16 protein-coding genes and 1 rRNA gene are annotated in these 20642 nt (G+C 72.0%); all 17 read left to right on the top strand.

Features of this window, described 5'->3' with window-relative positions:
- Positions 1-3: 3 nt before the first annotated feature.
- The 17 genes from rrf (at position 4) to HT134_RS23920 (ending at position 20611) form a co-directional block, all read left to right on the top strand.
- Positions 4-120, top strand: a 5S ribosomal RNA gene (gene rrf / locus HT134_RS24000).
- 448 nt (positions 121-568) lie between these two features.
- Positions 569-1858 carry a bifunctional folylpolyglutamate synthase/dihydrofolate synthase gene (locus HT134_RS23995; protein WP_175602714.1) on the top strand — a complete coding sequence of 430 codons (1290 nt, stop codon included), beginning with the start codon at positions 569-571 and terminating at the stop codon, positions 1856-1858.
- Positions 1858-2223: a DUF4233 domain-containing protein gene (locus HT134_RS23990; RefSeq protein ID WP_217708229.1), complete on the top strand. Its 366-nt coding sequence runs from the start codon at positions 1858-1860 to the stop codon at positions 2221-2223. Before HT134_RS23995 ends, HT134_RS23990 begins: the two co-directional genes overlap by 1 nt.
- Positions 2224-2234: 11 nt before the next feature.
- Entirely contained in the window at positions 2235-4397 is a 2163-nt protein-coding gene (locus tag HT134_RS23985; RefSeq protein WP_175602665.1) for a hypothetical protein, read from the top strand.
- Between the two features lie 541 nt (positions 4398-4938).
- Complete coding sequence (gene ndk / locus HT134_RS23980; protein ID WP_080046153.1) at positions 4939-5349, top strand: nucleoside-diphosphate kinase; 411 nt, start codon at positions 4939-4941, stop codon at positions 5347-5349.
- Positions 5350-5615: 266 nt separating this feature from the next.
- The gene (locus tag HT134_RS23975) at positions 5616-6647 is read left to right on the top strand and encodes a rod shape-determining protein (RefSeq protein WP_175602664.1); all 1032 of its coding nucleotides are present in this window, start codon (positions 5616-5618) and stop codon (positions 6645-6647) included.
- Between the two features lie 13 nt (positions 6648-6660).
- Entirely contained in the window at positions 6661-7539 is an 879-nt protein-coding gene (gene mreC / locus HT134_RS23970) for a rod shape-determining protein MreC (RefSeq protein ID WP_175602663.1), read from the top strand.
- Positions 7536-8000, top strand: coding sequence for a rod shape-determining protein MreD (mreD, locus tag HT134_RS23965; protein ID WP_175602662.1), 465 nt, complete (start codon positions 7536-7538; stop codon positions 7998-8000). The genes mreC and mreD overlap by 4 nt, the downstream gene beginning before the upstream one ends.
- Entirely contained in the window at positions 7997-10039 is a 2043-nt protein-coding gene (gene mrdA / locus HT134_RS23960) for a penicillin-binding protein 2 (RefSeq protein WP_175602661.1), read from the top strand. The genes mreD and mrdA overlap by 4 nt, the downstream gene beginning before the upstream one ends.
- A 50-nt stretch (positions 10040-10089) precedes the next feature.
- Positions 10090-11259, top strand: a complete 1170-nt coding sequence (rodA, locus tag HT134_RS23955) for a rod shape-determining protein RodA (RefSeq protein ID WP_175602660.1) — start codon at positions 10090-10092, stop codon at positions 11257-11259.
- 59 nt (positions 11260-11318) lie between these two features.
- Positions 11319-13229 (top strand): TIGR03960 family B12-binding radical SAM protein, encoded by a 1911-nt coding sequence (locus HT134_RS23950; protein ID WP_175602659.1) that lies wholly within the window; start codon positions 11319-11321, stop codon positions 13227-13229.
- 212 nt (positions 13230-13441) lie between these two features.
- On the top strand, positions 13442-14194 hold the full coding sequence (locus HT134_RS23945) for a TIGR03936 family radical SAM-associated protein (protein ID WP_312888367.1): 753 nt from the start codon (positions 13442-13444) through the stop codon (positions 14192-14194).
- A gap of 143 nt (positions 14195-14337) precedes the next feature.
- A complete protein-coding gene (locus HT134_RS23940; RefSeq protein ID WP_246365019.1) occupies positions 14338-17373 on the top strand; it encodes an Rne/Rng family ribonuclease in 3036 nt (1011 codons plus the stop codon).
- A gap of 231 nt (positions 17374-17604) precedes the next feature.
- Positions 17605-17907, top strand: a complete 303-nt coding sequence (gene rplU / locus HT134_RS23935; RefSeq protein ID WP_101789902.1) for a 50S ribosomal protein L21 — start codon at positions 17605-17607, stop codon at positions 17905-17907.
- A gap of 15 nt (positions 17908-17922) precedes the next feature.
- Positions 17923-18180, top strand: a complete 258-nt coding sequence (gene rpmA, locus HT134_RS23930) for a 50S ribosomal protein L27 (protein WP_020546367.1) — start codon at positions 17923-17925, stop codon at positions 18178-18180.
- A 307-nt stretch (positions 18181-18487) separates the two neighbouring features.
- Positions 18488-19840, top strand: a complete 1353-nt coding sequence (gene obgE, locus HT134_RS23925) for a GTPase ObgE (protein WP_175602657.1) — start codon at positions 18488-18490, stop codon at positions 19838-19840.
- A gap of 177 nt (positions 19841-20017) precedes the next feature.
- Positions 20018-20611 (top strand): TetR/AcrR family transcriptional regulator, encoded by a 594-nt coding sequence (locus HT134_RS23920; RefSeq protein ID WP_175602656.1) that lies wholly within the window; start codon positions 20018-20020, stop codon positions 20609-20611.
- The last annotated feature ends 31 nt before the right edge of the window (positions 20612-20642 follow it).

Raw genomic sequence — 20642 nt, 5'->3', positions numbered from 1 at the left:
GGTTACGGCGGTTATGGCGGGAAGGAAACACCCGGTTACATTCCGAACCCGGAAGTTAAGCTTCCCAGCGCCGATGGTACTGCACTCGGGAGGGTGTGGGAGAGTAGGTCACCGCCGGACAATCTTTGTTTGACAGGTAAGGGCTCCATCCGGAGCTTCTCGGGCCAGGGTTGGCTTGAGGGGCGGAGGATGGGGCCCTTTCTTGCGTTGTGCGGGCTTGTGGGGGCTGGCCGGCGCCTTGTGGGCGGCGTTGACGCGCATCGTTCACAAGCTTTACAGGCGCAGGGCGTCTGTCCTTCAGGTGCCTCTTGTGCAGCGTTCCGCGTTTACAGCGCGCATGCGCACATGCGGACGTCTTGGCGCCCTTACTTGTCCTGGGGGAAGCGGGCGGGAGCGGCCGTGTGAGGCCGTCTGCCGCGGACTCGGCGTCCCGCCATTGGAGGCGCTCCTTCGAAACGGGGAAACCTCCGGAGTTCATCCATGTCGTCCCCCGCTGACCCCGTCCCCGACCGGTCGGGGCGCTCAGTAGGGTTGAGGGGTGGACTACCGTGCTGTTGAACGCGCGATCATGGACCGGGGCGTCGAATGGGACTTCGAGCCCACGCTCGACCGGATCGCCGCCCTGCTCGACCTGCTCGGCTCTCCCCAGCGGGCGTACCCGGTCATTCACATAGCGGGCACCAACGGCAAGACCAGTACGGCCCGCCTGACCGAGGCGCTGCTGCGTGAGCGCAACCTTCGCGTCGGCCGCTTCACCAGCCCGCATCTCGTCTCGATGCGCGAGCGCATCACTGTGGACGGCGAGCCGCTGAGCGAGGAGCGCTTCGCGCAGGTCTACGAGGAGATCATCCCGTACGTCGAGCTGACCGACACGCAGGGCCGCCGCATCCAGTTCTTCGAACTGCTGACGGCCATGGCGTTCGCGGCCTTCGCCGACACCCCGGTCGACGTCGCCGTGATCGAGACCGGCATGGGCGGGTCCTGGGACGCGACGAACGTCGCCGACGGCACCGTCGCCGTCATCACGCCCATCTCGCTCGACCACACCGACCGGCTCGGCCCCGACATCCCGAGCATCGCCGGCGAGAAGGCCGGCATCATCAAGCCCGGCGCGACCGCCATCCTCGCCCAGCAGGAGCTGGAGGCGGCCGAGGTGCTCATGCGCCGCGCCGCCGAGGTAGGCGCGGTCGTGGCGCGTGAGGGACTGGAGTTCGGCGTGCTGGCCCGCGAGGTGGCGATCGGCGGCCAGCTCCTGACCCTGCGCGGCCTCAAGGGCGTCTACGACGAGGTGTACCTGCCGCTCTACGGCGCCCACCAGGCGAGCAACGCGGTCACGGCCCTCGCCGCCGTCGAGGCGCTCACGGGCGGCGACGAGCCGCTGGACACGGAGTTGGTACGCCAGGCGTTCGCGCAGGCGTCGTCGCCGGGACGGCTGGAGGTCGTCCGGCGCAACCCGACCGTGGTGGTCGACGCGGCGCACAACCCCGGCGGCATGCAGGCCACGCTCGACGCGCTGCACGAGGCGTTCGACTTCGCCAAGGTCGTCGGCGTGGTCGCCGCCATGGGCGACAAGGACGTGGACGCCATGCTGGAGCTCCTGGAGCCCATGCTGGAGGAGATCATCGTCACCCGGAACTCCTCGCCCAGGTCGATGGCGCCCGAGGAGCTGGGGCGGCTGGCGGTGGCCGTGTTCGGCGAGGATCGTGTGCACGTCGTCGAGCGGCTCGACGACGCGATCGACAAGGGCATCGGCATCGCCGACGCCGAGGGCGAGTTCAGCGGCACAGGCGTACTGATCACCGGGTCCGTGATCACCGCCGGCGACGCCCGCCACCTGCTGAGGGCGGAGGGCGAGTGATGGCCGGCGGCGGTAAGGGCCTGCTGGGCTTCGAGGTGACCCCCGGCATGCGCCGCCTCGGGTCGAGCGTGCTCGGCATGGAGGCCATCGTCGCCGGGCTGGTCACGCCCGTCGCGATCGCCGTGAACGGAGTGCGGCCCTCGCTGGCCGTCACGGCCGGCATCGGCCTGGCCGTGCTGTGCGTGGTGGCGGCCGGTCTGCTGAAGAAGCCGATCGGGTACGTCCTGGGCACCCTGGTCCAGGTGATCGCCATCGCGACGGGCTTCCTGGTCCCGGCCATGTTCTTCCTCGGGGCGATCTTCCTGGCGCTGTGGATCACCGCGATATTCGTCGCTCGCCGTGTCGAAGGCGTGACTTCCCGCTAAAGTCGGCCAACATGGCCGTCCCCCCGATTCAGCGGACCCCGAACCAGCCGGCCACGGGATCCGACCCCGGCACCACCCACCCGTGGTTCCTCGACACCGTGCTGGCGCTGCTCATCGTGGCCGCGCTGCCCCTGGCGATCGTCGCCATCCCCAACACCGTCTCCGTGGTCGGCGACCTGCTGCCGCCGGGGTTCGACCGGCTCGGGCTCATGCGCGCGCACGGTATGGCCCTGCCCGCGATGATGCTGACGGTCCCGCTCGCCTCCGTGGCGCTGGGCCGGGTGCGGGTCGCCTACGTCCTGATCGCCGGGCTCGCGCTGCTGGCCGTGGCCGACGCCGCCGGAGGCTACGCGGGTTCGACGTTCCTCGTCGGCGTGCTGCGCGTCCTGCACGGCGTGGGCGCCGGGCTGCTGCTCCCCGCCACGCTGGTGGCCGCCTGGGAGCGCCCGGCGGTGCTGCGCGCGGTCTGGTCGGGGGTGCTGGCGCTCAGCCTGCTCAGCGCCCAGGCGCTCGCCCTGTGGCCGCTCGACGGCGTGAGCGACTGGAAGGTGACGCTCCAGCCGTACCCGATGCTGACCGGCTCCGCGCTGGTGCTGGCCGCCGCCTACCTGGTGCTGTGGCTGCTGTACGGCCGGCGGCCCGCGCCGCGGCCCCAGCAGCGCGAGCGCAGCAGGTTGCTGCTGGCGACCATGCCCGCGGCGGGCATCGCGATCGTGGCCATCAGCACCGCGAGCGAGGACTGGCGTCCCAACATCGTGATCGTGGTCGCCGTGCTCGCCGTGGGAGCGCTTCTCGCGCTCGCCTCCATCGGCGTGCCCGAGGCGCGTTCGCTCGCTTACGTGATGGTCGCCGTGGGCGCCGTGCTGCTGCCGAGCATCGCGCAGGTGACGTACGTCGAGATGGGCGGGCTCGGCGGGCCCGGCCTGAAGGGGCTGTGGGGGCCGTTCGGCGTGGCGGGCGGACTGGCCGTGGCGGCGGCGGTGCTGGTGCGGCTGTTCGTCCGGGGCGAGGCGACCTGGCCGGCGCCGCTCGGTCTGCTGTCGATGGTGGTGGGCCTGTGCTCGGTGCGGGTCGTGGTGCCGGCGGCCGACGGGCGGGTGCTGGTCGTTCCGTTCACGCTGCTGGCGGTGGGCGCGGCCGTGGCCCTGACGGCGTCGCTGCGGCGGGCCGGCGTGGGGGCCGCGCTGTTCGGGCTGGCGCTGTGCTTCCCCGGCGTGCTGGCGGGATACCTGCTCGGCAGTGGGGTGCAGATGGCGATGCTGCGCGGGGTGAGTACGCCGCAGCAGCTCGTGGACCGGTTCGTGGGGGCGCTGCACATGTGGGCGCTCATCGGCGGGTTCCTGGTGGTGGCGGTGATCGTGCTGGCCGCGCTGTTGTCGCGTCGCGGGCCGGGGTCCGAGGTGGTGGGCGTCGAGGAGGGGCCTGAGGGGCCTTCCGGCGGCGGGCGGCTGAGTGATGCCGACGCCGGCGGTGGGGAGGACGCCGAGCCCGAGGCTGAGGCTGGTCAAGAGGACGGCTCCTCTGGTGGGCGGGTGGCCGTCTCTCCGAGTGGGCGGGCGGCTGACTTCGCCGGGGCGCGTTCGGACATGGGGGACATCGCCGGAGATGTCGTCCGTCCTGCCGGTGTTTCGGGTGCCGGTGGCTCTGCTGCTGCGGGCGGGGCGGACGGCTTGATCAGCGGTGACGGAGTGGTGGCCGACGGTCGATCGGGTGCGGGCGTCGCGGGGAACGGCTCCGGAGGGCTCGGGAACGGGGCTCTGGGCGCGTTCGAGACGTCACGTGAGGTGCTGGGCGGGGGAGACGGTGCCGGGCGCCGTGAGAAGGCTCTCAGGGACGCGGGCGGAAGCCGTGGGGGGTTCTCGCCGGGTGCCGTGGGTGAGGATGCCGCGGTGGGGGAGGTCGGCGACGAGGACGCGCCCACTGGGGCGATTCCGCGGGTGCCCGCCTCCACGGCCAACGGGCGTTCCCCGTGGAAGGGGAGCGTTCCGGCTCAGACGCCCTCGCCGGGGCCTGCCGACGGGTCGGCAGCGTCCGGGGAGCGCCGGACGGCGACGGGCGGGGACGGCGCGGAGCGCGGCGGCCGGCCGTCAGGGGGCGGTGACGCGGAGGCCGGAGCCACTGAGCGCCTGCCCGCTGTCCCTCCGCAGGCGGCGTCGCCCGAGGACGGCTCCTAGGAGTGACCCGCCAGCCCCCCGGGGTGCGCTGGCCTCATGGTCCCCGAGGTGCGCTGGCCTCATGGTCCCCGAGGTGTGCAGGGCTCATGGTCCCCGAGGTGTGCAGGGCTCATGGTCCCCGAGGTGTGCAGGGTTCAAGCTCCCCGAGGTCGCGCAAGCTGCCCCGGGTGCGCAGGCCTCAAGCTTCCTCGGGGGGGCGCAAACCTCAAGCTCCTCAGGTGAGTCGGCATCAAGCCCTTCGGAGCAGGCGCGTCCCAAGCCTCCAGGAATGTGCCGGCACCCGCGTCCCGGAGTGCCCACGTGCGCCTGAGCGGCCCGCCGGGCGGCGCGGAGTGCCCGGCGGCCCCTGACCGGCCCTCTCGCCCGGAAGTGCCCCCCGCTCGGCGTCGTGCGGCGCGGGCGGGGCGTCCCGGGGGCGGTAAGCTGGGCCGCAGCTACAGCGACGCGAGGTCGTCCGTGCCGCGGAGCGCTCCCGGCGGAGTCATCCCGGCGTCCGTAGCCGCATCCGCGACCCCCAGACCTGTTCAAAGGAGAACCTCAAGTGTCCGAGCGCACTCTTGTCCTGATCAAGCCCGACGGGGTGAAGCGCGGCCTCATCGGTGACGTGATCGCCCGCGTGGAGCGCAAGGGCCTCAAGGTCGTCGCGATGGACCTGCGCACCCTCGACGCCGACACCGCCAAGGCCCACTACGCCGAGCACTCCGAGCGTCCGTTCTTCGGCGAGCTCGTCGAGTTCATCACCTCCGGCCCGCTCGTCGCCATGGTGCTGGAGGGCCCGCGCGCGGTCGAGGCGTTCCGCGCCCTGGCCGGGCTCACCGACCCGGTGAAGTCCGCTCCCGGAACGATCCGCGGCGACCACGCCCTGGAGATCGGCGAGAACGTCGTCCACGGCTCCGACTCGCCCGAGTCCGCCGCCCGCGAGATCAAGATCTTCTTCCCGGACCGCTTCTAGGAGCGCCGGAAGGGGCGTGCCCCTTCCGTCCGGATTCGTGAGTGCCCGCCACGGCCCCGTGCCAGGCGGGCATTTCGCGTTTCTGATCACCTAGCGGTGCACTCTCCGCTTTTCCCGGAAACCGGGCAAAAGGCGCTTGGCGCAGAGGCGGCAGGATTTTTGTGGGGCACGCGGGCTCGTTGCGTCCGGCGGTGGGTACGTCACGTTACGATTCGAATTCGCTCCGTAGCGATTGGCGTACGAAATTACGGAAGGCTCCGTTCCCCATGGGCAGCAAGCTCGCGTTTCTCGGCCGGGACATGGCGGTCGACCTGGGCACCGCCAACACGCTGGTGTACGTGCGGGGCCGAGGCGTCGTCCTCAACGAGCCGTCGGTCGTCGCCATCAACACCTCCACGGGCAAGATCGTGGCGGTCGGCATCGAGGCCAAGCGGATGATCGGCCGCACGCCCGGCCACATCGTCGCGGTACGGCCGCTCAAGGACGGCGTGATCGCCGACTTCGACGTGACAGAGCGGATGCTGCGCTACTTCATCCAGCGGGTGCACAAGCGCCGCCACTTCGCCAAGCCGCGCGTGATCATCGCCGTGCCGAGCGGGATCACGAGCGTGGAGCAGCGGGCGGTGAAGGAGGCCGGCTACCAGGCGGGCGCGCGCAAGGTCTACATCGTCGAGGAGCCGATGGCGGCGGCGATCGGCGCGGGACTGCCGGTCCACGAACCCACCGGCAACATGGTCGTCGACATCGGCGGCGGCACCACCGAGGTGGCGATCATCTCGATGGGCGGCGTGGTGACGAGCCAGTCGATCAGGATCGGCGGCGACGAGCTCGACCAGGCGGTGATCACGTTCGCGAAGAAGGAGTACTCGCTCATGCTGGGCGAGCGCACCGCCGAGGAGATCAAGATGGCGATCGGCTCGGCCTGGCCGACCGAGGAGGAGGCGCACGCCGAGATCCGCGGCCGTGACCTGGTGACGGGCCTGCCGAAGACGGTCGTCGTGTCGGCCGAGGAGGTCCGCAGGGCGACCGAGGAGCCGGTCGGTTCGATCGTCGACGCGGTCAAGTCCACGCTCGACCGGTGCCCGCCGGAGCTGGCCGGCGACCTGATGGATCGCGGCATCGCGCTGACCGGCGGCGGGGCGCTGCTCAAGGGCATGGAGGAGCGGATCAGGGTGGAGACGGGCATGCCCGTCCACCTCGTCGACAACGCCCTCGACTCGGTCGCGCTCGGCTCGGGCCGGTGCGTGGAGGAGTTCGAGGAGCTGCAGCAGGTGCTCGTGCCGGAATCCCGCCGTTGAGGGGGGACACCTGATGAGGGACACCCGCCGCGCCCGGCTGATCCTCGGCACGCTGCTGGCGCTCGCCCTGGTCTCGCTCACCGTCGACCACCGCGCCGGCGCCGACTCGCCGTTCGTGCCGGTGCGCGCGGCCGGGGCGTGGCTGTTCGGCGCGGTCGAGGGCGCCGCCGGGGTCGTGTCCCGGCCGGTGACCGGCTTCGTCCAGGCGGTCGTCACCGCGCCCGGCGTACAGGACGAGCTCAAGCGGCTGCGCGCCGAGAACGCCCGGCTGCGCACGGGGCTGATCGCGAGCAGGCTCGACGCCGGCAGGTCCGCGGAGCTGAAGCGGATGCTCGGCACGGCGGGCCGCGGCGGCTACACGGTCGTGACCGGCAACGTGATCGCGCGGCGCGGCAATCCCGGCTTCGAGGACGCCGTGCAGCTCGACATCGGCACGGACGACGGAGTGCGTCCCGAGATGACCGTGATGAACGCCGACGGGCTGGTGGGCCGGGTGGTGCAGGCCGGCGCCCGCACCTGCACGGTGCTGCTCATCAGCGACCGGGCCTCGGCCACGGGCGCCCGGCTGGAGGGCGGCCAGGAGATCGGCGTCGTCCACGGGGTGGGCGAGAACGGGCGGCTGGTGCAGTTCAAGCTGCTCGACGCGACCGCGCCGATGGCGCCGGGCGGGCGCATCGTGAGCTTCGGCTCGCAGCACGGCCGGCCGTACGTGCCGGGGGTGCCGGTGGGGGTGATCGAACGGGTGGAGGCGACGCCGGGCGAGCTGACGCGGGTCGCGTTCGCGCGGCCGTACGCGGATCTGACGGCGCTGGACGTGGTGGGGGTGGTCGTGCGCGGACCGGGTCGTGACCCGCGCGACGCCGTGCTGCCTCCGAAGGAGGGAGCGCGATGACGGCTCTGCTGATCGTGCCGCTCGCGGTGCTGGTGCAGGTGATCCTGGTCAACCGGGTGCCGCTGCCGGGAGGCGGCTCGCCCGACCTGGTGCTGCTGGCCGTGACGGGCGTGGCGATGGCGAGGGGGCCCGTGACCGGGGCGGTGATCGGGTTCTGCGCGGGACTGCTGGTGGACGTCATGCCGCCGGCCGCCCATCTGATGGGCCTGTACGCGTTCACGCTGGCGGTCATCGGCTACGTCGCCGGCCGCGGGCTCGGCACGCCCGTGACGACCGTCATGCTGTGCGTGCTGCTCGGGCCGCTGCTGGCCGCCGGGCTCGGCGGGCTGATCTCCGATCCGCGGGTCGACGTCGACACCTTCACCGACCAGGTGCCGCTGACCATCGCCTACACGTTCTTCCTGTCGCCCCTCGTCATGTGGTGGGCCGCGCGCGCCGGTGAGCCGGGGTACGCGACATGATCCGGATGCGGTCCCGGCTGTTCCTGCTGCACGTGCTGGTCCTGAGCCTGCTCGCGGTGCTGGCCGTACGGCTGTGGCAGGTGCAGGTGGTGCGCGGGCAGGAGTTCGTGACCAGGGCGACCGAGACGAGGACGCGCACGGTGATCGAGCCCGCGGTGCGCGGCCAGATCCTCGACTCCTCCGGCCGTCCGCTGGTGCGCAACCAGACGGCGCTGGTGGTGTCGGTGGACCGGACCGCGCTGGCGCGCACGCCCGACGGCGGCAAGTCGGTGCTGCGCAAGCTCAGCGCCGTGCTGGGCACGCCGGTCAAGAAGCTCCAGCAGCGCATCCGCCCGTGCGGGCCCGGCGTCTCGCAGCCGTGCTGGACGGGCTCGCCGTACCAGCCGGTGCCCGTCGAGCAGAAGGCCGACACCCGCCAGGCGCTGCAGATCCTCGAACGCCAGGAGGACTTCCCCGGCGTCAGCGCCGAGATCCAGTCGGTGCGGCAGTACCCCGGCGGCCAGGCGGGCGCGCAGATGCTCGGCTACCTGCAGCCGGTCACCGAGGCCGAGCTGGAGAAGCGCGCCGGGCTCAAGGCCGCCTACTCCGGGGTCGACCTCGCCGGGCGCGACGGCCTGGAGGAGGTCTACGACGAGGCGCTGCGCGGCAAGCCGGGGGTGCGCCGCGTGCAGGTGGACCGGATGGGCAAGGCGATCGGCGTCGAGCAGGAGGTACGGCCGGTCAGCGGCGACAACCTGATCACCAGCATCGACGCCCGGGTGCAGGCCGTGGCGGAGCGGGCGCTGGCCAAGGCGATGCGCAACGCGCCGAAGGCCGACGGCGGCGCGGCCGTGGTGCTCGACGCGCGCACGTCGCGGGTGCTGGCGCTGGCCAGCGCGCCCAGCTACGACCCGGCGGTGTGGGCGGGCGGCATCTCGGCGAGCGGCTACCAGCGGCTGCTGTCGCCGAAGTCGGGCATGCCGCTGGTGTCGCGGGCGATCAACGGGCAGTTCGCGCCGGGCTCGACGTTCAAGGTGTCGTCGGTCACGGCGATGCTGCGGGCCGGATACCCGCTGAACGGCACCTACGACTGCCCCGGGTCGTACATGGTCGGCGACCGGGCGTTCAACAACTTCCACGGCATCGGGCTCGGCCCGATGAACCTGCACACCGCGCTGGTCAAGTCGTGCGACACGATCTTCTACCGGGCGGCGTACGAGCAGTACCTGCGCGACGGCGGGCGCGACCCGAAGAAGAAGCCGCGCGAGATCTTCGCCAACACCGCCAGGGCCTTCGGCTTCGGCCGCCCCACGGGCATCGACCTGCCCGGCGAGTCGTCCGGCCGCATCCCCGACCGCCGCTGGAAGAAGGAGATGTGGACCCTGACCAGCGGCACCAACTGCCGCCGTGCGCAGACCGGCTACCCCGAGGTGGCCGACCGGGCAAGGGCCGACTTCCTCAAGCGGCTGGCCTCCGAGAACTGCGCCGAGGGCTTCATCCTGCGCCCCGGCGACTCGGCGAACTTCTCCATCGGCCAGGGCGACGTGCTGGTGACGCCGCTGCAGCTGGCGCGGGCGTACGCGGCGCTGGTCAGCGACGGCAAGCTGCGCAGCCCGCGCATCGGCTGGGCGCGGGTGCGGCCCGACGGCACGCTGGTCGAGAGGTACGACGTGCCGGTGGTCGGCAAGCTGCCGCTCAGCGAGAAGGAGCGCCTCTACATCAAGGGCGCGCTCAGCGAGGTGGCCTCCGACGGAACGGCCGCGGGCGCGTTCGCCGGGTTCCCCATGGACAAGGTGCGCATCGGCGGCAAGACCGGCACCGCGGAGGTGTGGGGCAAGGAGGACACCTCCTGGTTCGCCTCGTTCGCGCCGACCAACGACCCGCGGTTCGTGGTGGTCGCCATGGTGTCGCAGGGCGGCATGGGCGCGCAGACCGCGGCGCCGGCCGTACGGGAGATCTACGAGGGCATCTACGGGATCAAGGGCCCGGCGGCCCTGCCGGGCGGCAAACCGGTGGCCAGGCTGCCGAGGTTCGCGCCCGACGGGACGGTGGCGCGGTAGGAGCCCCACGAGGGGCTGGTGGTGACGGCGGGGGCAAGGGCGGAGGGGCGATGGCGGAGCGCGTGCTGAGGAGCGGCCGGCGCGGCTACGGCCGCAGGATGGTGGGCGCGCAGTCGTCGCTGTGGCGGCTCGACGGCGTCCTGCTGGTCGCGGTCGCCGCGCTGAGCGTCGTCGGCACCCTGTTGGTGTGGTCGTCCACCCGTACGTGGGCGCCCGGCTCGACCGGCCTGGTCAAGAAGCACATGCTCAACCTCGGCATCGGCGTGGTGCTGTGCGCCATGACGACGGCGGTGGACCACCGGGCCATGCGCGCGTACGCGCCGCTGGTGTTCCTGCTCAGCCTGGTGGGGCTCGGGCTGGTCATCTCGCCGCTCGGCGCCACGATCAACGGCTCGCACTCGTGGATCCTGCTGGGCGGCGGTTTCGCGGTGCAGCCGTCGGAGTTCGCCAAGCTCGGGCTGCTGCTCATCCTGGCGATGCTGCTGGCGCAGCCGGCGGAGGGCAGCGACCGGCCGCGCACGTTCGACGTCGTGCTGGCCTTGTGCGTGGCGGCGCTGACGCTGGGCATGGTGATGCTCCAGCCGGACCTCGGCACGGCGCTGGTGCTCGCCGTGATCACCGCCGCGGCACTGATCATCGGCGGGGTGCGCAAGCGGTGGATCGTGGGGCTGACGCTCGTGGCCGCGACCGGGGTGTTCCTGGTGTTCCGGCTGCAGCTGCTGGAGCCGTACCAGATCGCGCGCTTCACCGCGTTCCTCGACCCGGGCGTCGACCCGCGCGGCGTCGGCTACAACAGCACGCAGTCGCTCATCGCGATCGGCTCCGGCGGGCTGTTCGGCAAGGGCTGGCTGCACGGCGGGCAGACGACCGGGCGGTTCGTGCCGGAGCAGCACACCGACTTCATCTTCACGGTCGCGGGGGAGGAGTTCGGCTTCCTCGGCTCGGTGACCATCGTGCTGCTGCTCGGCGTGGTGCTGCTGCGGGGGCTGCGGATCGCCCGGCAGTGCGACGACCGGTTCGGCACGCTGGTGGCGGGCACGATCGTGTGCTGGTTCGCGTTCCAGACGTTCGTCAACATCGGGATGACCATCGGGATCATGCCCATCACCGGGCTGCCGCTGCCGTTCGTGTCGTACGGCGGCACCGCGACCTTCGCCAACCTCATCGCGGTGGGGCTGCTCCAGTCGATCAGGATCCGCGAGCAGCAGCAGTACGCCTGACCGGCGCCCGGCATACCACATCGGGACGGGCCGCTCCCGCGCGCCGCTACCCTGGTCGTATGCCTGTCGAGTCGATTTTCCACCGCCTGGAAGCGCTGCTGCCCAAGGTGCAGAAGCCCATCCAGTACGTCGGGGGTGAGCTCAACTCGACCGTGAAGGACTGGGACGACGCCGACGTGCGCTGGGCGCTGATGTACCCGGACGCCTACGAGGTCGGCCTGCCCAACCAGGGCGTCGCGATCCTCTACGAGATCCTCAACGAGCTGCCCGCCACCCTGGCCGAGCGCACCTACGCCGTCTGGCCCGACCTGGAGGCGCTCATGCGCGCCGAGGGCGTGCCCCAGTTCACCGTCGACGCCCACCGCCCGGTGCGCGCCTTCGACGTGCTCGGCGTGTCGTTCTCCACCGAGCTCGGCTACACCAACATGCTGACCGCCCTCGACCTGGCCGGCATCCCCATGCTGGCCGTCGAGCGCGGCGACGACGACCCGATCGTGCTCGCGGGCGGCCACGCCGCGTTCAACCCCGAGCCGATCGCCGACTTCCTCGACGCGGCCGTGCTCGGCGACGGCGAGCAGATCGCCATCGCCATCACCGAGGTCATCCGCGAGTGGAAGGCCGAGGGCCGGCCCGGCGGCCGCGACGAGCTGCTCATGCGCCTGGCCGAGTCGGGCGGCGTCTACGTGCCCAAGTTCTACGACGTCGACTACCACCCCGACGGGCGCATCAAGCGGGTGGCGCCCAACCGGGCCGACGTCCCGTGGCGCGTCCACAAGCACACGGTCATGGACCTCGACGAGTGGCCCTACCCGAAGAAGCCGCTGGTGCCGCTCGCCGAGACCGTCCACGAGCGGTTCAGCGTGGAGATCTTCCGCGGCTGCACGCGCGGCTGCCGCTTCTGCCAGGCCGGCATGATCACGCGCCCGGTGCGCGAGCGGTCCATCACCACGATCGGCGCCATGGTCGACAACGGCATCAAGGAGTCCGGCTTCAACGAGGTGGGCCTGCTGTCGCTGTCGTCGGCCGACCACTCCGAGATCGCCGACGTCGCCAAGGGCCTGGCCGACCGCTACGAGGGCACCAACACCTCGCTGTCGCTGCCCTCCACCCGGGTCGACGCGTTCAACATCGACCTGGCCAACGAGTTCTCCCGCAACGGGCGGCGCTCCGGGCTGACCTTCGCGCCCGAGGGCGGGTCCGAGCGCATGCGCAAGGTGATCAACAAGATGGTCACCGAGGAAGACCTCATCCGCACCGTCACCACCGCCTACTCCCAGGGCTGGCGGCAGGTGAAGCTCTACTTCATGTGCGGGCTGCCCACCGAGACCGACGAGGACGTGCTCGGCATCGCCGACCTGGCCAAGAAGGTCATCAAGGCCGGGCGGGAGATCACCGGCTCGCGCGACATCCGCTGCACCGTGTCGATCGGCGGCTTCGTGCCCAAGCCGCACACCCCGTTCCAGTGGGCCGGCCAGGCCGACCACGAGACCGTCGACCGGCGGCTCAAGGCGCTGCGCGACTCCCTGCGCGGCGACAAGGAGTACGGCAGGGCCATCGGCTACCGCTACCACGACGGCAAGCCGTCCATCGTCGAGGGCCTGCTCTCGCGCGGTGACCGGCGGGTCGGCGCGGTCATCCGGGCCGTCTGGGAGGACGGCGGGCGCTTCGACGGCTGGAGCGAGCACTTCTCCTACGAGCGCTGGATGGCCGCCGCCGAGAAGGCCGGCGTCGACGTCGACTGGTACACCACGCGCGAGCGCGAGGAGAACGAGGTCCTCCCGTGGGACCACCTCGACGCCGGGCTCGACCGCGAATGGCTCTGGCAGGACTGGCAGGAGGCCGTCTCCGGCGGCGAGGTCGAGGACTGCCGCTGGACGCCGTGTTACGACTGCGGCGTCTGCCCGACCATGGGCACCGAGATCCAGATCGGCCCGACGGGGCGCAAGCTCCTTCCGCTCACGGTCGTCTAGGACGTCGTTCCGGCGCGCCCGGGTGCCCGGCGCTCCGGCCGTTCCGGAGCGCTGGGTGCGCGGGCCGTGCCTCGCCGTACATGATCCTGAGCCGATCAGGCGTCAGAGCGGCTTATTCTGAAACGAAGGAACTCTGACACGGGAAGGACGACAAAGCTCTGAAACCTGTTCCCGACGGGCCCCCGCCCGCGCCCACGGTGCAGCGCCTGCGCGTGCGCTACGCCAAGCGCGGCCGCCTGCGCTTCACCAGTCACCGCGACATCTCGCGGGCCGTCGAACGTGCGGTCCGCCGTGCCGGCATCCCGGTGGCCTACAGCGCGGGCTTCTCGCCCCACCCGAAGATCTCCTACGCGGGAGCGGCGCCGACCGGCGTCGCCAGCGAGGCCGAATACCTCGAGATCGGCGTCACCACGCCGTGCGAGCCGGAGCGCATCCGCGGTGACCTCGACGGGTCGCTGCCGCCCGGGCTCGACGTGCTGGACGTCGTCGAGGCGGGGCCGGGAGGGCTTGCCGAGCGCCTGGAGGCCTCGGAGTGGGAGGTGCGGTTGCCGGGTGCGGATCCCGAGCTCGCCGGGGTGGCGGTGGAGAAGTTCCTCTCCGCCGGGGCCGTGGAGGTCGAGCGCCTCACCAAGAAGGGCCCGCGCCGCTTCGACGCCCGCGAGGCCGTGCTGAGGCTGGCGGTGTCCGAGGGGACAGGTAGAACCGCAGCTCAGGTGCCCGGACAGTCGTGTGTCATACTGCGCATGGTTGTTCGGCACATGACGCCTGCCGTTCGACCCGACGATGTGCTCGCAGGGCTGCGCCTTGTGGCCGACTTCGCGCCGCCGGTCCCCCCCGAGGTGACCAGGCTGGCGCAGGGGCCGCTGGACGTCGGCACCGGTGCGCTCGCCGACCCGTTCGACCTTGACCGCGAGACCACGCGCGGCGGCGAAGCGGGACCGGTGGGTGAGCACGTCGCCGGTTAAGGGAGTGTCCCGCACGCGTGGGGCACGACCGCTGACAGGACTTGGCGCCCGTGCCCCTTGGCGGGGGCGCGGGCGGACAACGAAACACGAGAGCTCCTGCGCGGCGCGGCGACGCGCCCGGGAGCTGACGGGAGAGCGCCCGCATGCTCGAGAACGAGCCCAACACCGGGGCCACAGGCTCCGACGGCGGAACAACTGAACAGTCACCCACCACCCCGCGACGCAGGGTCGCGAGCCGGCCCGCCGGGCCGCCGCCCGAGATCCCCGAGGACGAGCCCGCTCAGGTGACCGTCTCCGCGGCCGAGGCGGCGGCCGTCTCCGCGGCCCGCGCCCCGGAGACGACCGGAGGCGACGGCCAGGAGACCAGCGCGGTCGAGGCCGCGGTCGCGGATGCCGTCGCGGAGGCCGTCTCCGCGGGTGGCGAGGACGACGGCGCCGCCGAGGCCGAGAAGCCCAAGCGATCCAGGACGCGTTCGACGGCCACCACCTCGCGCCGCCGTACCAGCAGGAAGGCCGAGGAGGCCGAGCCGGCCACCACGGGAGCGTCGGCCGGCGCCGCCGACCAGAGCGCCGAGCAGGCCGCGCTGGAGACCGCCGACCGCGTGCTCGCGGCCGAGACCACCGCACCGGACACCGGGGCGGCTCCGGAGAGCGGCGCCGCCGAGACCGAGGCCGAGGCCGCGCCGGTCCGCCGCCGGCGCACCCGCAAGAAGGCGGAGCCCGAGGCCGCGACCGTCGCCGAGGCGACCGGCCCGACCGGTGACGCCGGCGCGATCGGCACCGAGGCCACCGCGATCGGCGCGGACACCTCCGCCGGCGGCGACGCCGCCACGGCCGGGTCCGCCCGGGCCGGGAGCGACACCGGCACGGACGCCCAGGCCGCGAGCGGCGCAGCGGACTCCGCGCGTGCGGGGCGGGCCGCGAGCGACGCCGTCGAGGAGGACATCCTCGACGAGCTGCCCGAGGACGAGCCGCTCGACGACGAGCCCGCCGGCGAGGACCTCGACGAGGACACCGACCGGCCGAGCCTGCTCGCCGACCCGTTCGGCTTCTCCGCGCGCCGCGCCGACGAGCCGGACGCCGTGTTCCAGCGCCCCGCAGCGATCTTCGCGCCGCTGTTCCAGGCGCCCGACCCGAGCCAGGCCCAGCCGTTCCGGCCCGAGCCCGTCCGCGCCGAGCCGGCGCGCCCCGAGCCCGAGGCGGCCGACGACGCCGACGAGAGCGACGAGACCGGCACGGACGACGTCGACGCCGTCGACTCCGACTCCGACCAGGAGGAGGAAGAGGGCGGCAGCCGCCGTCGCCGCCGCCGCAGGGGCGGCCGCGGCCGCGGCAAGGCCCGCGAGCGCGACGACTCCGACGCCGACGACTCCGACGAGGAGGGCGACGAGGGCGAGGACGAGCAGCCCGAGGAGCAGCAGGAGGAGGAGAGCTCCAGCTCGCGCCGCCGGCGCCGCCGCCGCAGGCGCGGTGCCGACGACGGCGCCGAGCCGTCCGGCGACGACCCGCCCAACACCGTGGTCCGCATCCGCGCGCCGCGCTCCGGCCGCGCCTCGCTGGTCGACACCTCCGCCGACGGCGTGCAGAGCGTGCGCGGCTCCACCCGGCTGGAGGCCAAGAAGCAGCGCCGCCGCGAGGGCCGCGAGCTGGGCCGCCGCCGGCCGCCGATCATCACCGAGTCGGAGTTCCTGGCCCGGCGCGAGTCGGTCGACCGGATGATGGTGGTGCGCCGCCAGGGCGACCGCACCCAGATCGCGGTGCTGGAGGACGGCGTCCTCGTCGAGCACTACGTCAACCGCGAGGCCAGCCAGTCGTACGTCGGCAACGTCTACCTCGGCAAGGTGCAGAACGTCCTGCCCTCGATGGAGGCGGCGTTCGTCGACATCGGCAAGGGCCGCAACGCCGTCCTGTACGCCGGTGAGGTCAACTTCGACACCGCCGGCCTGGAGGGCCAGCCCAAGCGCATCGAGTCGGCGCTGAAGTCCGGCCAGTCGGTGCTGGTGCAGGTCACCAAGGACCCGATCGGCCACAAGGGCGCCCGCCTGACCTCGCAGATCAGCCTGCCCGGCCGCTACCTGGTCTACGTGCCCGACGGCTCGATGACCGGCATCAGCCGCAAGCTGCCCGACAAGGAGCGCACCCGCCTCAAGAGCATCCTGAAGAAGGTCATGCCGGAGAACGCGGGCGTGATCGTGCGCACGGCGGCCGAGGGCGCCTCGGAGGATGAGCTGGCCCGCGACGTCGCCCGCCTGTCGGCGCAGTGGGAGAACATCCAGAAGAAGGCCAAGTCCGCCAGCCCGCCCGAACTGCTGTCGGCCGAGCCCGACCTCACCATCCGCGTGGTGCGCGACGTCTTCAACGAGGACTTCAGCTCGCTCGTCGTGCAGGGCGAGGAGGCGTGGGAGACGGTCGAGGAGTACGTCAAGTACGTCGCCCCGCACCTGGAGGAGCGGCTGTCGCGGTGGGACGGCGACCAGGGCGACGTCTTCGAGTCGTACCGGATCGACGAGCAGCTCGCCAAGGCCATGGAGCGCAAGGTGTGGCTGCCCAGCGGCGGCTCGCTGGTGATCGACCGTACCGAGGCGATGACCGTCGTGGACGTCAACACCGGCAAGTTCACCGGCCAGGGCGGCAACCTCGAGGAGACCGTCACCCGCAACAACCTGGAGGCGGCCGAGGAGATCGTCCGCCAGCTCAGGCTGCGCGACATCGGCGGCATCATCGTCATCGACTTCATCGACATGGTGCTGGAGTCCAACCGCGACCTGGTGCTCCGGCGGCTGCTGGAGTGCCTGGCCCGCGACCGGACCAAGCACCAGGTGGCCGAGGTCACCTCGCTCGGCCTGGTCCAGATGACCCGTAAGCGGGTCGGCCAGGGGCTGCTGGAGGCCTTCTCCACGCCGTGCGAGTGCTGCAACGGGCGCGGGCTCATCGTCTCCACCGAGCCGGTGGAGGCCAAGCCCGAGCCGCGGGGCACGCAGGGCAAGATGTCGGTGGAGAAGGCGGTGGCCGAGAAGCTGAGCGACAAGGGCGCGGAGAAGGTTTCCGCGGCCAAGGACTCCTCCGGCCGTGATACCGTGACCGGTGCGCTTGACGACGTCCCGGTTGAGGACGACCAGGCCGGCCAGTCTTCCGGCAGGGGGCGGCGACGCTCCCGCCGAGCCAAGTCCGCCGAGTAGCCCCCTGAGTGGCTGCTCGAAGGACTGTCCGACGATCCGTCCGGTTCGCTTCGGGCACCGTTAATCCGGTACCCTAGTGGATCGGTGCGTCAGGTGACGTGCCCTGTTGGCGCGCCCACTCGGTTCGTTGGTTCCAGACAGGACGGGTGCGGGCGCAGCACTCGGCAGTCAACGGCCGTCCCGTCCGGGACGGCCGTGGATCGCAACAGTAGACAGTAGAAGGGTTCCGCGGTGTACGCGATCGTTCGTTGCGGCGGCAGGCAGCAGAAGGTCTCCGTCGGTGACGTCCTCGAGGTGGACAAGGTCGCCGGCGAGGTCGGCTCTTCGATTTCGCTGCCGACGGTGCTCGTCGTCAACGACGGCGATGTGACCACGGAGGCGGGCAAGTTCACGGTCAGCGCCGAGATCCTCGGCGAGACCAAGGGTCCGAAGATCCGCATTCTCAAGTACAAGAACAAGACCGGTTACAAGAAGCGCCAGGGTCACCGCCAGCGGTACACCCAGGTGAAGATCACCGGTATCGACCAGGCCTGATCGGGAGTTTGAGAGATGGCACACAAGAAGGGCGCGTCGTCCACCCGGAACGGCCGTGACTCCAACGCTCAGCGCCTGGGCGTCAAGCGCTTCGGCGGCCAGCTGGTCAACGCGGGCGAGATCATCGTCCGTCAGCGTGGCACCCACTTCCACCCCGGCGACAACGTCGGCCGCGGTGGCGACGACACGCTGTTCGCGCTGACCGCCGGTCACGTGCAGTTCGGCGTCAAGCGCGGCCGTCGCGCCGTGAGCATCGTCCCGGTCGCGGAGTAGCTCGCGGAGTAATCCGCAACCGGAGAGCGTTACCAAGGGGTGGATCGGTTCCTCGATCCGCCCCTTCGTGTTTGTTCGTGACCGCCCGGCCGGGCCGGGTCTCGTGAGGGTCCGGCTCGGTTCGGGTCGGGTTCCGCCGCGATGCCGCCCGCCTTGGGGTGGTACGAGTGCCTGTGCGTCAGGGTCCGTACGAACGGCGGCTGGACAGTGGGCGCCGGGGCGAGAACCCGCGGCGAGCGGGCCGCGGCGGACCGTCCGCGGAAGACTTGGAGACAACCCCCGCACGGGGGCGTGAGGAGAGGCTGACATGCCGGACTTCGTGGACCAGGTGGTCCTGCACGTCAGGGCCGGTGACGGAGGGAACGGCTGCGCCTCCATCCACCGGGAGAAGTTCAAGCCGCTCGGCGGCCCCGACGGGGGCAACGGCGGCCGGGGCGGTGACGTGATCCTGGAGGTGGATCCCAACACCGCGACCCTGCTCGACTACCATCGCCGCCCGCACCGCAAGGCCGACAACGGCAAGCAGGGGCAGGGCTCCAACCGCGACGGCGCCAACGGCGGCGACGTCGTCCTGCCCGTGCCCAACGGCACCGTGGTCAAGGACGCCAACACCGGCGAGGTGCTGGTGGACCTGATCGGCGCCGGCACCCGCTACGTGATCGCCAACGGCGGCCACGGCGGCCTCGGCAACGCCGCGCTGGCCACCACCAAGCGCAAGGCCCCCGGGTTCGCGCTGCTCGGCGAGCCGGGCGACGCGCTGGACGTGGTGCTGGAGCTCAAGAGCGTCGCCGACGTCGCCCTGGTCGGCTTCCCCAGCGCCGGCAAGTCGTCGCTGATCGCGGCGCTCAGCGCGGCCCGGCCGAAGATCGCCGACTACCCGTTCACCACGCTGGTGCCCAACCTCGGGGTCGTCACGGCCGGCGAGACCGTCTTCACGGTGGCCGACGTGCCGGGGCTGATCCCGGGCGCCTCCCAGGGCAAGGGCCTCGGCCACGAGTTCCTGCGCCACGTCGAGCGGTGCGACATGCTCGTCCATGTCATCGACTGCGCCACGATGGAGCCCGGCCGCGACCCCGTCACCGACTACGAGGTGATCGAGGCGGAGCTGGAGGCGTACGGCAAGCTCGGCGACCGGCCGCGCATGGTGGTGCTCAACAAGGCCGACGTGCCCGACGCGAAGGAGCTGGCCGAGCTGGTCAAGCCGGAGTTCGAGGCGCGGGGGCTGCAGGTGTTCACGGTGTCGGCGGCCACGCACGCCGGGCTGCGGGAGCTGACGTTCGCCATGGGCGAGTGGGTCGCCGCCGCCCGCGCCAACCGGCCGGTCGAGGAGCCCACTCGCCTGGTGATCAGGCCGCGGCAGCTCGGCGAGAGCGGGTTCACCGTCCGCAAGGTCAACGACAACCTCTTCCAGGTCACCGGCGAGAAGCCGGAGCGCTGGATCCGGCAGACCGACTTCAGCAACGACGAGGCCGTCGGCTACCTCGCCGACCGGCTGGAGCGGCTGGGCGTCGAGCAGGAGCTGGTCAAGGCGGGGGCGAGCGCCGGCGCCGAGGTGGTCATCGGGTCCATGGAGGGCGGTTACATCTTCGACTGGCAGCCGACGCTGTCCGCCGAGTCCGTCCGGACGGGTCCGCGCGGCACCGACAACAGGCTCGGCTAGCGGCCCGCGCGCGCCTTGCGGCCCTCTCGGTCAGGGGGCCGCGCCTTGCGGCCCTCTCGGTCAGCGGGCCCGCGAGGCGCGGGCGGTCCGCTCGGTCGAGGTCCGTCGTTGCGCTGATCGACGCTAGGGTTGGTTAGTGCTCACTAAGGCGCGGACGTAGGGGAGAGGCGCGACCCGGTGCGACAGCCCACGACTCGCGAGCGCATCCTGGCCGCCGCCGCGCGGCTCCTGGACGAGGCCGGGCTGGCCAAGGCCACCACCAAGGAGATCGCACGGATGGCGGGCTTCTCAGAGCCCACCCTCTACAAGCACTTCCGGGACAAGGAGGACCTCCTGCTGGCGGTCCTCCACGACGGGCTGCCCTACATCGACGCCCTCTCCGACCTGCCCGCGCGGGCCGGCACGGGCACGGTCGAGGGCAACCTGCGCGACATGGCCGAGCAGGCGTCGGGGTTCTTCGACCGGTCCATCCCCGTGGGGTCGGCGATCTTCGCGGAACGCGACATGCTGGCCAAGCAGCGGGCCCGGCTGCGTGAGGCCGATCTGGGGCCGCAACTGGCCGAGCGGCTCGTGGCCGAGTACCTGCGCGCCGAGCAGCGGCTGGGCCGGGTCTCGGCGGAGGTGGCCCCGGAGGCGGCGGCCGCGCTGCTGGTGGGGGCGTGCTTCTACCGGGCGTTCGTGCGGGCGTACATGGGGGAGGGGCCGGGCTTCACGCCGGACGTCGTCACGGCCCTGCTCCACGGCCTCACACCCGGCGACTCCCCCTCGTGACGGACCTCCTTGGTGCCGGACCCCTTCGCGG

It is taken from the genome of Nonomuraea rhodomycinica (genome assembly GCF_013363995.1).
Taxonomy (GTDB): Bacteria; Actinomycetota; Actinomycetes; order Streptosporangiales; family Streptosporangiaceae; genus Nonomuraea; species Nonomuraea rhodomycinica.
The sequence above is the reverse complement of the archived record's forward strand: the minus strand, read 5'-3'. Positions and strand labels throughout refer to the sequence as shown.

Bases quoted from the DNA above. Each gene is read 5' to 3' on its own strand.
- mrdA (WP_175602661.1), top strand. From the start codon at position 7,997: ATGATCCGGATGCGGTCCCGGCTGTTCCTGCTGCACGTGCTGGTCCTG.
- rodA (WP_175602660.1), top strand. From the start codon at position 10,090: ATGGCGGAGCGCGTGCTGAGGAGCGGCCGGCGCGGCTACGGCCGCAGG.
- HT134_RS23990 (WP_217708229.1), top strand. From the start codon at position 1,858: ATGGCCGGCGGCGGTAAGGGCCTGCTGGGCTTCGAGGTGACCCCCGGC.
- HT134_RS23985 (WP_175602665.1), top strand. From the start codon at position 2,235: ATGGCCGTCCCCCCGATTCAGCGGACCCCGAACCAGCCGGCCACGGGA.
- rpmA (WP_020546367.1), top strand. From the start codon at position 17,923: ATGGCACACAAGAAGGGCGCGTCGTCCACCCGGAACGGCCGTGACTCC.
- mreC (WP_175602663.1), top strand. From the start codon at position 6,661: ATGAGGGACACCCGCCGCGCCCGGCTGATCCTCGGCACGCTGCTGGCG.
- HT134_RS23975 (WP_175602664.1), top strand. From the start codon at position 5,616: ATGGGCAGCAAGCTCGCGTTTCTCGGCCGGGACATGGCGGTCGACCTG.
- HT134_RS23940 (WP_246365019.1), top strand. From the start codon at position 14,338: ATGCTCGAGAACGAGCCCAACACCGGGGCCACAGGCTCCGACGGCGGA.
- HT134_RS23950 (WP_175602659.1), top strand. From the start codon at position 11,319: ATGCCTGTCGAGTCGATTTTCCACCGCCTGGAAGCGCTGCTGCCCAAG.
- HT134_RS23995 (WP_175602714.1), top strand. From the start codon at position 569: ATGGACCGGGGCGTCGAATGGGACTTCGAGCCCACGCTCGACCGGATC.
- mreD (WP_175602662.1), top strand. From the start codon at position 7,536: ATGACGGCTCTGCTGATCGTGCCGCTCGCGGTGCTGGTGCAGGTGATC.
- obgE (WP_175602657.1), top strand. From the start codon at position 18,488: ATGCCGGACTTCGTGGACCAGGTGGTCCTGCACGTCAGGGCCGGTGAC.